At 72.7% G+C, this 12,536-nt stretch carries 12 protein-coding genes and 1 tRNA gene; 7 read left to right on the top strand and 6 right to left on the bottom strand.

The window, feature by feature from the left end; genetic code table 11:
- Window positions 1–120 precede the first annotated feature (120 nt).
- Entirely contained in the window at window positions 121–984 is an 864-nt protein-coding gene (locus IE267_RS25850; protein ID WP_189764868.1) for a bifunctional DNA primase/polymerase, read from the top strand.
- 140 nt (window positions 985–1,124) lie between these two features.
- On the opposite strand, the gene IE267_RS25845 is transcribed toward IE267_RS25850, so the two are convergent.
- The 3 genes from IE267_RS25845 to IE267_RS25835 all read right to left on the bottom strand — a co-directional run bounded on the left by IE267_RS25845 (window position 1,125) and on the right by IE267_RS25835 (window position 2,967).
- A tRNA-Ser gene (locus IE267_RS25845) sits at window positions 1,125–1,211 on the bottom strand.
- A gap of 50 nt (window positions 1,212–1,261) precedes the next feature.
- The gene (locus IE267_RS25840; RefSeq protein WP_189764867.1) at window positions 1,262–2,830 is read right to left on the bottom strand and encodes a S1C family serine protease; all 1,569 of its coding nucleotides are present in this window, start codon (window positions 2,828–2,830) and stop codon (window positions 1,262–1,264) included.
- Window positions 2,827–2,967 (bottom strand): hypothetical protein, encoded by a 141-nt coding sequence (locus IE267_RS25835; RefSeq protein ID WP_189764866.1) that lies wholly within the window; start codon window positions 2,965–2,967, stop codon window positions 2,827–2,829. Before IE267_RS25835 ends, IE267_RS25840 begins: the two co-directional genes overlap by 4 nt.
- Before the next feature lie 119 nt (window positions 2,968–3,086).
- On the opposite strand from IE267_RS25835, the gene IE267_RS25830 reads away from it, so the two are divergent.
- The 3 genes from IE267_RS25830 (at window position 3,087) to IE267_RS25820 (ending at window position 5,736) form a co-directional block, all read left to right on the top strand.
- Complete coding sequence (locus IE267_RS25830) at window positions 3,087–3,914, top strand: glycerophosphodiester phosphodiesterase (protein WP_167158334.1); 828 nt, start codon at window positions 3,087–3,089, stop codon at window positions 3,912–3,914.
- A 53-nt stretch (window positions 3,915–3,967) separates the two neighbouring features.
- A complete protein-coding gene (locus tag IE267_RS25825) occupies window positions 3,968–4,573 on the top strand; it encodes an ATP-binding protein (RefSeq protein WP_167158336.1) in 606 nt (201 codons plus the stop codon).
- 197 nt (window positions 4,574–4,770) lie between these two features.
- Window positions 4,771–5,736 carry a DUF5926 family protein gene (locus IE267_RS25820; protein WP_189764865.1) on the top strand — a complete coding sequence of 322 codons (966 nt, stop codon included), beginning with the start codon at window positions 4,771–4,773 and terminating at the stop codon, window positions 5,734–5,736.
- Between the two features lie 194 nt (window positions 5,737–5,930).
- Here the strand turns inward: IE267_RS25820 and IE267_RS25815 are convergent, their stop codons facing one another.
- Window positions 5,931–6,473, bottom strand: coding sequence for a hypothetical protein (locus IE267_RS25815; RefSeq protein WP_161248707.1), 543 nt, complete (start codon window positions 6,471–6,473; stop codon window positions 5,931–5,933).
- Window positions 6,474–6,676: 203 nt separating this feature from the next.
- A complete protein-coding gene (locus IE267_RS25810; RefSeq protein ID WP_189764864.1) occupies window positions 6,677–7,339 on the bottom strand; it encodes a bifunctional DNA primase/polymerase in 663 nt (220 codons plus the stop codon).
- Window positions 7,340–7,779: 440 nt separating this feature from the next.
- On the opposite strand from IE267_RS25810, the gene IE267_RS25805 reads away from it, so the two are divergent.
- Both IE267_RS25805 and IE267_RS25800 read left to right on the top strand, forming a co-directional pair.
- Window positions 7,780–9,261 carry a PP2C family protein-serine/threonine phosphatase gene (locus tag IE267_RS25805; protein ID WP_189764952.1) on the top strand — a complete coding sequence of 494 codons (1,482 nt, stop codon included), beginning with the start codon at window positions 7,780–7,782 and terminating at the stop codon, window positions 9,259–9,261.
- Between the two features lie 99 nt (window positions 9,262–9,360).
- The gene (locus tag IE267_RS25800; RefSeq protein WP_189764863.1) at window positions 9,361–10,830 is read left to right on the top strand and encodes an aminopeptidase P family protein; all 1,470 of its coding nucleotides are present in this window, start codon (window positions 9,361–9,363) and stop codon (window positions 10,828–10,830) included.
- A 61-nt stretch (window positions 10,831–10,891) separates the two neighbouring features.
- Here IE267_RS25800 and IE267_RS25795 read toward each other — a convergent pair whose 3' ends face one another.
- On the bottom strand, window positions 10,892–11,350 hold the full coding sequence (locus tag IE267_RS25795) for an ATP-binding protein (RefSeq protein ID WP_167158346.1): 459 nt from the start codon (window positions 11,348–11,350) through the stop codon (window positions 10,892–10,894).
- A gap of 249 nt (window positions 11,351–11,599) precedes the next feature.
- Here IE267_RS25795 and IE267_RS25790 point away from each other — a divergent pair, with 249 nt between their 5' ends.
- The gene (locus IE267_RS25790; protein WP_189764862.1) at window positions 11,600–12,442 is read left to right on the top strand and encodes a hypothetical protein; all 843 of its coding nucleotides are present in this window, start codon (window positions 11,600–11,602) and stop codon (window positions 12,440–12,442) included.
- Window positions 12,443–12,536 lie beyond the last annotated feature (94 nt).

Below are 12,536 nucleotides of genomic sequence, written 5' to 3'. Positions count from 1 at the left end.
CCCGAACGGCACGGGCCGGGCCGCGCGCTGCGGCGGGAACCGGCCCCGGCCCGCGCCGGGGCGCAACGGTCACCCCTGAAAGGGATTCCCTTTCTCGAACATTCGTACGAACATGGAGCCATGGCCACCATCGACCGGCAGGCCGCCACCCTGGCCCTCGCCCACGCCCTGTCCGCCGCCGAGCGCGGCCTGCCCGTCATCCCGCTGTCCCGCACCAAGCTCCCCGCGCTGCCCTCGCCGCACCGGGACGACCCCCAGCCCGCGCTGTGCCGCGGCGAGTGCGGCCTGGTGGGCCACGGGGTGCACGACGCCACCACCGACCCGGCCGCGGTACGGGCCCTGTTCGCGGCCGCGCCCTGGGCCACCGGCTACGGCATCGCCTGCGGCCGGCCGCCGCACCACCTCATAGGGATCGACCTCGACACCAAGCCGCCGGGGGCCGACGCCACGGCGGCGCTCCAACACCTGGCGCTGCGCCACCTGTTCACGATCCCCGAGACCGTGGTCGTGATCACTCCGAGCGGCGGCCGCCACATCTGGCTGACCGGACCGCCCGGCACGCCCGTGCCGAACTCCGTGAGCCGGCTGGCCCCCGGGATCGACATCCGGGGCGCCGGCGGCTACCTGGTCGGCCCCGGTTCACTGAGCAACCGGGGCGTCTACCGGCTCGCGCCCGGCACCGCCCATCTGGGCCCCGCCCCCTGCCCACGCACCCTGCTCGACCTGCTCACGCCTCCGGCACGCGCCAAGGACCCCCAGCGGCACGGGGACCACCAGGGGCAGGGCCTGGTCCAGTTCGTGCTGGCAGCCCACGAGGGCCAGCGCAACACCCGGCTGTTCTGGGCGGCGTGCCGGGCCTACGAGAACGGCATCGGCGAGGAGCTGAGCGGAGCGCTCACCTCCGCCGCGATCACCACCGGCCTCACCGAACGCGAGGCCCTCGCAACGATCGCCTCCGCGGCCCGGATGAGCACGGCCCGCTGAGCCCTCCGCCGCCCGGATGAGCACGGCCCGCTGAGCGGGCGGGCACGGCACGCAGGGCACTCGGGGCACGTCGGGCACGCAGAAGGGGCGCCGCTCCGGAGAGCCGCGCCCCTTCTGACCTGCAAGCCTGTGACCTGCTGCGGTGGGTGTGGGATTTGAACCCACGGTGACATCGCTGCCACGACGGTTTTCAAGACCGTTCCCTTAGGCCGCTCGGGCAACCCACCCACGCCCCGCCGACCAGCGGCGGAAGCGGCTACAGCCTACCGGCTGCTGGTCAGTTGCTGTCGCCCTTGCGTTCGCCCAAGGTGATCGTGACCGTGGTCTCCTTGCCGTCGCGCTTGTAAGTGAGGGGCACCTGGTCGCCCGGCTTGTGCGTCCAGATCTCGCTGATCAGGGTCGGGCCGCTGTCGATGGGCATGTCGCCGAACTTGGTGATCACGTCGCCCGGCTTCAGGCCGGCCTTGTCCGCGGGGCCGCCCGCGGTGATCGGCTGCTGGCTCCCGCTGCCCTGCGGCGAGATCTGGGCGCCGTCCGCGCCGCCGCCCGGGGCCGCGCCGCTGCCCTGCTGGATGCCGACCGAGGCGCCGATCACCGGGTAGACCGGCTGGCCGGTCTTGATGAGCTGCTCCGCGACGTTCTTGGCCTGGTTGATCGGGATGGCGAAGCCGAGCCCGATCGAGCCCGCCTGGGACTGGCCCATGCCGCCGCCGCCCGTACCCGCCGACTGGATCGCCGAGTTGATGCCGATCACCGCGCCGGCCGAATTGATCAGCGGGCCACCGGAGTTGCCCGGGTTGATGGAGGCGTCGGTCTGCAGGGCGCTCATGTACGAGGCCTTGGAGTTCTGGCCGTCGCTGGAAGCCACCGGCCGGTTCTTGGCGCTGATGATGCCGGTGGTGACGGTGTTGGACAGGCCGAACGGGGCGCCGATCGCGATGGTCGAGTCGCCGACCGCCACCTTGTCGGAGTTGCCGAGGGACAGCGGCTTCAGGTTGGCCGGTGCGTTCTTCAGCTTCACGACCGCCACGTCGTAGCCCTGGGCGCGGCCCACCACTTCGGCGTCGTACTTCTTGCCGTTGGAGAACGTCGCGGTCAGCTTGCCGCCGCTCGCCGCGGAGGCCACCACGTGGTTGTTCGTGAGGATGTGGCCTTCCTTGTCGTAGATGAAGCCGGTGCCCGTGCCGCCCTCGCCATCGTTGCCCTGGGCGTCGATGGTCACCACGCTGGGCAGCGCGCCGGCGGCGACACCCGCCACCGTGCCCGGGTCGCGCTTGAAGTCCTTGGGGGTGTCGGAGGAGGCGACCGTGGTGGAGCCCGAGCCGTGGTCGTCCCGGTCCGCCGCGAAGTAGCCGATGGCGCCGCCGATGCCGCCCGCCACCAGGGCGGCCGCGACCACCGCGGCGATCAGACCGCCGCCGCGCCTGCGCGGGGCCGGCTGCTGCGGGGCTCCCCAGGGCTCGCCGCCGTGCCCCGCGCCACCGCCTCCGTAGGAGGGGAGCGTGGGCGGAGGAGGCGGCCAGCCCGCGCCACCGCTCTGCGGGGGCGCCGACTCGTGCGCCGCGTACGCCGGCTGAGCCGGGGCTCCCGGCGTCGCGGGCATCGGCTCGGTGGCCGGGTCGGGGCTGGGCCCGGCGTACGGGGTCGCCCCTTCCTGTCGCGCGGGCTCGTGCGGTACGGCCTCGTGGACCAGGGTCCTGTCCGCCTCGGCGGGACCGGCCGGCGGCGCGGCGTCCGAAGCGGCGGGGGCGGCGGGGGCCGCGGCGGGCGCGGGAGGTGCAGCAGGTGCAGACGACGGGGCAGGCGGGACGGCCGGGACCGCGGTGCCCTCGTTCTCGGTGCTCACAGCTTGCTCTCCTCGGTATCCACTGGGTCTTGGGGACGGTAGGCGGTCGTGGCGTGCTCGGTGCGGACGGTGCTCGGCTCGCCGCCGGGCACCGGTGCGGGCTCGGCGACGTCCATGGTGCGCCTGGGGTCGGACATCCGGCCCCGCACTGTGCGGATGCCTCCGCTCAGCTTTTCCCACCGCACGTCAGGCCACTGTAAGCAGGAGCTGTGTATTCGTGCGCCAACCTGTGGCCCAGCGGTGGCACGATGACGCGGTGACCCATGCACGACAGCACAGCCCGCACCGTCCCGAGCCCGCCCCCGTCCAGGTGGTGGCCCACAGAGGAGCCTCCGAGGACGCCCCCGAGCACACGCTCGCCGCGTACGTGAAGGCGATCGAGGACGGGGCCGACGCCCTGGAATGCGATGTCCGCCTGACCGCCGACGGACAGCTCGTCTGCGTCCACGACCGGCGTGTCAACCGCACCTCCAACGGACGCGGCGCCGTGTCCGCCCTGGAGCTCTCCGAGCTCGCCGCGCTCGACTTCGGCTCCTGGAAGGACAGCGAGGAGAGCCCGGACTGGGGAGACCGCGAGTTCACCTCCGTACTGACCCTGGAGCGGCTGCTCGAACTCGTCGCGGACTCCGGGCGCCGGGTCGAGCTCGCCATCGAGACCAAGCACCCCACCCGTTGGGCCGGACAGGTCGAAGAACGCCTGCTGCACCTCCTCAAGAGGTTCGGCCTCACCGATCCGCCACCTGCCGGTGAGACCTCCCCGGTGCGCATCATGAGCTTCTCCGCGCGCTCCCTGCACCGGGTGGCGGCGGCCGCGCCCGACATCCCGACCGTCTATCTGATGCAGTTCCTGTCGCCGCGGCTGCGCGACGGGCGGCTTCCCGCGGGCGCGCGGATCGCCGGTCCCGGCATGCGGATCGTGCGGAACCACCCCGCCTACATCGAGCGGCTGCACCGCGCGGGGCACCGCGTGCACGTCTGGACGGTGAACGAACCCGAGGACGTGGATCTGTGCGTAAGCCTCGGCGTGGAGGCAATCATCACCAACCGCCCGAAACAGGTTCTGTCCCAACTGGGCCGCCCATAAAGACCCTTACAGGGAGTGCACCGGCGCGTTCGCTCCGTGTTCGACCGTGACGAATGCGTCTCCCGTCGCCGGTTGGCCGGTTTCCGGTCCAGTCCATTGGGGCATCCACACCGTGGCGTGGGGCGAAGGAGGTCTCGGGGGTGGCGTTGGTGGTGGCACAGGAGGTGCCCACGTCGTCAAGCATGGCCGTACCCCATGGCCCTGCGGGCGTGGGCAAGGCACGACACACGATGCGCGAGCAGCTGCTCGGCAGCGGGGTGTCCGATTCGGTCGTGGACGATGCCGTACTGATCCTTTCCGAACTGCTCAGCAATGCCTGCCGGCACGGCAGGCCGCTGGGGCGGGCGGACATAGGCGACGGTGACGTCAGGGCGGCCTGGCGGATCGACAAGGCAGGACGGCTGACCGTCGAGGTGACGGACGGGGGCGGACCGACCAGACCGGTCCCCGCGACCCCGTCGGTGACCGCGCGCGGCGGCCGGGGGCTGAACATCATCAGCGCCCTGGCCCAGGACTGGGGTGTCCGGGACAGTTCCTCCGGCGAGGTGACCGTGTGGGTGATCCTGCCGGCGGGGCACCGCCGCGACGATTTCGCTACGCGCGTTGCGGGCCCGGGAGCGGCGCTGGAGTACGCGGACGCCTTCGACGACCTGGACTGACCGGGCACGCCGACCGGCCGCGGACCGGGACCGGCCGCGGTCCTGGGCCGTGGCCGCGCGGGGCGGTCCGCGGGCACGCCGACCGCCTCCGGGGCAGGGCCGGGAAACCGGCTCGGCCGCCCGGGGCCGGTCCGTGCGGCTAGGCTCGCGCCCGACACAGCGCCACCGCACCACCGCAGTCGGGAGAGAGCCCCACCATGGCCAAGAAGCGTCCCCAGGCGAAGGCCGGCAAGCCGCAGATCAGCGACGGGGAAATCCCGGTCGTCGGGGCTCGTGAGCCCTGCCCCTGCGGCTCCGGCCGCCGTTACAAGGCCTGTCACGGGCGGGCCGCCTCGCACGCCGTGACCGAGCTGGTCCAGCGTCCGTTCGAAGGCCTGCCCGGCGAGTGCGACTGGGTCGCGCTGCGCGAGCTGGTCCCGGCCGCGACCGTCCCGCTGACCCTGAAGGACGGCCTGCCCGAGGGCGTGCCCGCGGTGACCCTCGCGACCGTGCTGCCGATGGCGTGGCCCGCGCTGCGCCGCGAGGACGGCTCGGTGCTGCTCGGCCTGCAGAACGACACCCCCTCCGGCGACCTCAGCCGCGACCTCGCCGACACCCTCAAGCGCGCCCTGGTCGCCGAGCCCGGCTCGCCGGTCGCCGCCCGGCGCGCCGAGCCCGACGGCGTACGGCTGCAGGACCTGCTCGACCCGGCCGCGGCCTTCGAGCCCGAGGTGCACACCGGCTTCGAGTTCTGGGTGCCGGACGCGGAGGGTGCCGCGACCGAGGTGGCGGCCTCCCTGGAGCGCGCCAACGCCGCCGCGATCCCGACCGTGCGGCTGAAGTCGGTCGACTCCTCGTACTGGTGCGAGACGCCGGACAAGAACCACCTGCGGTGGGTCATGCCGCACGCCGAGGAGAAGCTGCTCGACGCGCTCGCGCGGCTGCACGCGGCCGGTACGTCCTCGCTCGGCGAGGGCACCCGCCTCGTCGGCTCCTTCCGGGCGCACGGTCTGACCGTGCCGGTGTGGGACCTGCCGAGCGACATGGGCGCCGAGGAGTGCGAGAAGCCGGCCGCCGCGTTCGCCGAGCGACTCGCCGGGGCGCTGGCGAGCGAGGAGCCCCTCACCGCCGAGGAGCGCCGGGCGCGCGGCGGGCTCACCAACCGCCAAGTGACCCTCAGCTGAGAGTGACGGCAGGGGCGGTTCGGACCCCGGGACGGGTGACTCCTGTCACAACTCCCCGTACTTACAGGTAAATCGGTGTCCGAATTACCGAGATCGAATTTGCGAACGACCGATCTCTTGTTACCGTTCTAAGAGCCCGGTCGCTGGTGCATCCCCCGTCGCCAGCGACCGGGCCCTTCCATGTGCGGGTTCGGTCAACGAGCCGCAGGTTCCGCGGAGTTGCTCCCGGAACGCAGCAGCAGCGGTGAGTCCTCTCCCGCCCCCGAAAACTCCGCGATCGCCGAATACGCCCCCTCGTCGACGGATCCGCCGGCCCCGCCCTGCCGCGGGCTCTCGCAGGAACCCGGCTGGTCGTCGGCCGCGACCTGGCAGTTCGTCTCGACGGTCCGCCCGCCCGGGCCCATCAGGGTCAGCACCGCACGCAGGTCCTGGCCGGTGGCGTTGCGGTAGTAGGTACGCGCCCAGGTGTCGTGCCCCAGCACCAGGACGCAGGTCTGGGCCTCGACCCCTTCGGGGGAGACCAGTTCGGGCCCGCAGCGGGCGGTGGCGTCCGGTGCGGCCCGGCCCAGTGGCTTGTTCACCCGTACGAGGGCTTGCGCGAGGGGACTTTTTGCGTCATCCACCGCGCTCTTGCGCTCGGGCCCTCCCGCGGGTCCCGCGGAGGCGACGAGCGGCAGCAGCACGGTGCCCACCACGACGGCGGTGAGCCCGGCGACGCGGAGGTGCTGGAGATTCATGGAGGGGACCCGTCTGCCCTGGACTTCCTGATGGTGGGCCGAAGATATCCACGGAAACCGGGCGCTCCGTGATGCGCACGCCCAATTCCCGTACAACCAGGGCCCGCTCACACCCGAAAGAGTGAAGGCGGCCCGGGAACCGGACCGCCTCCTCGCTCATTGGGCGTCCCGGCTCCCGCCTGCCTTCCGGGCCCGCCCCGCTCTCAGTACGCCAGCCGGCTCCCGCCGTCCGGGGCGCTGGTGCTCGCCTCGACCAGCGCGTCCACCACCGCCTCCACGTCCGGCAGCCAGGGTCCGGCGGACCCCAGCGGGGGACGCTCCCAGCGGATCTGCCCCTTGCCGGTCTGCGACGGGGGCAGCACCAAGTAGCCGCCCTCGCTGTGGAAGCGCAGCGAACTGGGCACCCAGTCCTTGGAGTAGAGCAGTTCGCCCAGGCGCTCCATCGAGTACGGAGCCACCAGGAGCGACCACCGGGTGGGGGTCGCCACGACCGGGCCGAGCCGTACGCCCATCGCGTCCAGGGCGGCGATCGCCCGGGCCCCCGCGAGGGCCGGGAGGCTGATCGCGCAGGGCGCGCCGGCGCCGGTGGCGAGCAGGACCGGCGCGTCCGGCCGGCTCGTCCACCACCAGCGGATCATGCGCTCGTCGGTGGTCGCCGCGAGCAGTACGGGGTCGAAGGGGTGCGCCCCGGGCACCACACATTCAGGGTCGGGGCAGGCACAGCCGCGCCCGCCCGCGGCCAGTCCCACACCGGGGAGCACGGGCCATTTCCATTGGGTCGCACAGGTCAGCGCGGCGCCGAGCTGAGCAGCCCTTTCACTGCGCCGGAACCGGAACCTGCGTCGCCTTCCGAGGATCTCGCGCATGGGCGCTCGTTCCTTTCCGTTGAACGCCGAGTTCACATCACACCATGTGTGCATCTCTTCACTGCGCGTACTCGCTCTGTGAGCCTGCGTACGGGGCACCCGCCAGGATCGAACACGGGCGGTCACCACTGGTTGCGACGGCCACTGCCCGTAACCATTTAAAGCATGGCGAAGGGTGGCGCGTACGTGGCGCTTGCCGTCCTGCGTACAAAAACCCCGCCGCTCGGGGATGGGGCGCGGCCGGACGGCTCTTAAGACGCTCGGGCCGGCCACAAGGTTCCGGGGCGCTCTCAACTGCCCAGGACCACACCGATTACGTACCCAACGCGATTGAAACGACGCACAGTTGAACGGCCTCAGTCGACCCCAGTGCTGGGCCACCAGGATCATTTTTTGGCCAAGTTCCACGTCCCACGGACACCAATAGTCCCGCTATGACAATGCTGGACATCCCCTCACTTGTGCGTGTACATGTGGATGCATTGATAGCGGCGCAGAATGACATGGGGGTTTGCGATGCTATTGCGCAGAATCGACCAGTCGGAAAGCCGGCTGCCATGAGCATCCCTCACCTGCCGAAAGTGGCTGGAATCGATCCAGCCGTTCCGCCCCCCGCGCACACTCATGCGCCTCTGCCCTCACCCGCCACCCCGCCCGGGGCGGTGCTCCAGGACCGCCTCGCCGGCTGGGTCTCCGACCTCACCACGCTGCACGAACTCACCGAGCGCCTCGCGCGCACCACCGTCCTCGACGAGGCCCTGGACGAACTCCTGAAGGCGGGCGCCGCCCTGGTCGGCGCGCGCCGCGGCCTGGTCGTCCTGGAGCCCTCCGACGGGCTCGGCCCGACCGTGACCAACGGTCTCGGGCTCGCCCACGCCGACCTCGGCCACATCGAGACCGTGCCGCGCAGCGCCACCGCGTACGGCCGCATCCTCGACGGCCTCCCCGACGCCGACGGCGGCTGCGACCTCATGGCCGACCCGGACGGGCTCGACCCGCGCCACCGCGAGGTCGCCGCCCGCCTGGGCTACGCCGCCAGCTACGCGCTCCCCCTCGCCGCCGAGACGGGGGGCCGGCTCGGCGCCGCCGTCTGGCTCTACGACGAGAGCGCGGAGCCCGTCGAGCGCCAGCGCCACTTGGCCGGGCTCTACATCCGGTACGCGGCCGAACACCTGGCCCGGCTCATCGAGCTGGAGCGGGCCCGCACCCATGTGGCGACCGTCGCCGAGGAGCTGCTGCCCAGCCGGCTGCCCCGGGTCGCCCGCGTCCAGCTGGCCGCCCGGCACCGCACCGGGCCGCGCGGCGGCGGCGACTGGTACGACGCGCTGCCGCTGCCCGAGGGCGCGCTCGGCCTCGCGGTGGGGTCCGTCACCGGCGCGGGGCCCAGCGCCGTGGCCGCGATGGGCCGGCTGCGCGCGAGCCTGCGGGCGTACGCCGTCATGGAGGGCGAGGACCCGGTCGCCGTGCTCTCCGACCTCGAACTGCTGCTGCGCCTGACCGAGCCGGCCCGCTCGGCGACCGCCCTGTTCGCCTACTGCGAGCCCGCCCGGCGCAAGATCGTCCTGGCCGGCGCGGGACACGCCCCGCCGTTGGTCGTCGGGGACCGGCGCACCGAGTTCGTGGAGACCTCGCTCTCGGCGCCGCTCGGCATGCTGGCCTGCTGGGAGGCGCCGAGCGTGGAGCTCTCGCCCGGCCCCGGAGAAACGGTGCTGCTCTACACCGACGGGCTGCTGCACCGCACCGGCGAGCCCATGGACCGCGCCTTCGCCCGGCTGCACGCCGCCGCGGCGAGCGTCCCCAAGGCCGTCCGCGACGATCCGGACGCCGTGCTCGACCACGTGCTGCGCACCGTCCTTCCGGACGGCCTCGACGAGGCGGACAGCGCCGAGGACGTGGTGATGCTCGCGGCCCGCTTCGCCTAGCGCCCGGCCCCGGCCGCGGTAAGAGGCACTACGACCCTGGACCCCCTTCCGCACGCCCGTACGATGGAAGGCGGCCCAGTGTCGTACCAAGGAGCAGACGTGTCAGAGGAGCTCACCCCGGAGATCCCGGAAGAGACCACCGACGAGAAGCCGATCCAGCAGCGGAAGAACGGCCTGTACCCGGGCGTCTCCGACGAGCTGGCCGAGAACATGAAGTCCGGCTGGGCCGACACCGAGCTGCGCGGCCTGGAGCCGATCGCGCAGGCCGGCCACACCGCCGACCGCCGCGCCGCGCTCTCCCGGCGCTTCCCCGGCGAGCGTCTGGTGATCCCCGCGGGCAACCTGAAGACCCGCTCGAACGACACCGAGTACAGCTTCCGCGCCTCCACCGAGTACGCGTACCTCACCGGTGACCAGACCGAGGACGGCGTCCTCGTCCTGGAGCCCACCGACGACGGGCACGCGGCGACGCTCTACCTGCTGCCCCGCTCCAACCGCGAGAACGGCGAGTTCTGGCTGTCGGGCACCGGCGAGCTGTGGGTCGGCCGCCGCCACTCCCTGGCCGAGGCCGAGCAGCTGCTCGGGCTGCCCGCCCAAGACGTGCGCGAGCTGGCCGGCGCCCTCGCGGAGGCGACCGGTCCGGTCCGCAACGTCCGGGGTCACGACGCCGCCATCGAGGCCGCGCTCACCGACAAGGTCACCGCCGAGCGCGACGAAGAGCTGCGCGTGTACCTGTCCGAGGCGCGCCTGGTGAAGGACGCGTTCGAGATCGCGGAGCTGCAGAAGGCCTGCGACTCGACCGCCCGCGGCTTCGAGGACGTCGTCAAGGTCCTCGACAAGGCCGAGGCGACCAGCGAGCGCTACATCGAGGGAACGTTCTTCCTGCGCGCCCGCGTCGAGGGCAACGACATCGGCTACGGCTCGATCTGCGCCGCGGGACCGCACGCCACCACCCTGCACTGGGTGCGCAACAACGGCGAGGTCCGCTCCGGCGACCTGCTGCTCCTGGACGCCGGCGTGGAGACCAACGAGCTCTACACCGCCGACATCACCCGCACCCTGCCGATCAACGGCACCTTCTCGCCGCTCCAGCGCAAGATCTACGACGCGGTGTACGAGGCCCAGGAGGCCGGCATCGCCGCGGTCAAGCCGGGCGCCGCCTACCGCGACTTCCACGACGCCGCCCAGCGCGTCCTCGCCGAGAAGCTCGTCTCGTGGGGCCTGCTCGGCGACCTGGACGTCGACAAGGTCCTGGAGCTCGGCCTGCAGCGCCGCTGGACCCTGCACGGCACCGGTCACATGCTCGGCATGGACGTCCACGACTGCGCGGCCGCGCGCACCGAGACGTACGTCGGAGGCGACCTGGAGCCCGGCATGTGCCTGACCGTCGAGCCCGGTCTCTACTTCCAGGCCGACGACCTGACCGTGCCCGAGGAGTACCGCGGCATCGGCGTCCGGATCGAGGACGACATCCTGGTCACCGAGGACGGCAACAAGAACCTCTCCGCCGCGCTGCCGCGCCGCTCGGACGAGGTCGAGGCGTGGATGGCCCAGGTCAAGCAGGCCTGATCCACCTCTTGTTGGCCGGCTTGATCGGTCAGCTTGATCGTCGGCGCCGGGGGCGCGCGGCTCAGGACACCTTGAGCAGCGCGCCCTCGCGCCATTTGAGGATCTTGTCGAAGCTGACCACCGCGCCCCGGCCCGGCCGGTTCCTGAAGTGCACGTGGTCGGCGAGCTGTTCGATCAGGCCGAGCCCCCTGCCGTGTTCGGCCAGACTGCCCGTCCGGGCCGGGAGCGCGGGGCGCCGGCCGCGCCGCGCCGGAAAGCCCGGCCCCGAGTCGGCGACCTCGATGCGGCACTTCTCGCCGTCGAGGTAGGCGGTGACGCGGTAGGCCGTCGACGCGCTCCCCGACACCGGGTCCCCGCCGTGCTCGACCGCGTTGGCGCACGCCTCGCTGAGGGCGACCGACAGATCGTAGGAGATGTCGGGATCGACCCCCGCGGTCTCCATGGTGCCGAGCAGAAGGCGACGGGCGAGCGGAACGCTCGCGGCCTCGCGCCGCAAGTGGAGAGACCACCAGATGCTCATGCTCCAGCCTCCTGGCTGCGGCTCGACAAGCCCTTCTCTCTACGGGCGCAGTATTGCCGCAACTCCCCCCTGGTAAGCCACCTCTTGACGTGATGGCGCCCATTCGGCGGATGTACGCGCCCCTCACGCCGGTGTAAAGCACCCCGGACGCCTCCCCTCCGCTTCGCCGGAACCCCCGCCCGGTATCAAAGACGACCTTCCGGACCTGCCGTATGGAGCGGGTAAGCGCAGTGCGATGATGGCCCCGCCATGTCTACCCCCCACGCCCCAGCAGGCGCCGGTCTCCGGCTGCTCCGGGCCGCGGTGTTCGCCGCGGTCTGCGTCGTGCTGTCCGCGATGGGACACGTCATGGCGGCCTGTGCGAGCGTCCCGTGGTGGACGCTGCTCGCCGGGTTCCTCGGGGTCTTCGCGGTCGTGGCGCCGCTCGCCGGACGCGAGCGCTCGCTCGCGCCCATCGCGGGCGCCCTCGCGGCCGGACAGCTCGGCCTCCACACGCTCTTCGGCGTCGGCCAGCACACGGCACCCGCCGCCGGCACCGGCTCCACCGGGGACCTCCCAGTGGTCCGGTTCGCCGCGAAGCTGATCTGCGGGAACGGCGCGGCCCCGCTCAGCGCGGCGGACGCGCAGCGCATCGTCACGGACGCGGGCATCGACCCGACCCGGGTCGCGGGCCACGCCGCGATGCCCGGCATGTCCCACATGGCCGGGATGATGCCGGTCCCGACCGGCTCCGGCACCGGCTCCGCGTCGCTCGCCGCCTCGCTGCTGCCGACCCTGCCCATGCTGCTCTGCCACCTGCTCGCGGCGCTCGCCACCGGATGGCTGCTGCGGCGCGGCGAGGTCGCCCTGTTCGGGGCGGTACGGCTGGCCGCCGAGTCCGTCACGGCCGCGGCCGAGACCGCCTCCGTACGCACCCTGCGCCGGGCCCTGTCCTTCGCGACGGCCCTGTGCGCCGGGCTCCTCGCGGACGCGGGCCGGCGCCCGCGCGCCGCCGTCGTTGAGACCCGCGCGGCGCTTCCGCTGCCCGGGGCGGCACTTCAGCACTCGGTGATCAGGCGCGGGCCGCCCCCGGCGTACGCCCTCGCAGCCTGAACGCGGCCCACTCCCCTCACGTACCGCAGGAGTGGTGTCGCGGGTCCCCGTGCACCCGTGCGCGGTGGACGTCCCCACCCTTCCTGCTCACTGG

This window comes from Streptomyces xanthochromogenes, from assembly GCF_014650455.1.
In the GTDB taxonomy this organism is placed as follows: Bacteria; Actinomycetota; Actinomycetes; order Streptomycetales; family Streptomycetaceae; genus Streptomyces; species Streptomyces xanthochromogenes.
This window is presented reverse-complemented; position numbering and strand designations above follow the sequence as displayed.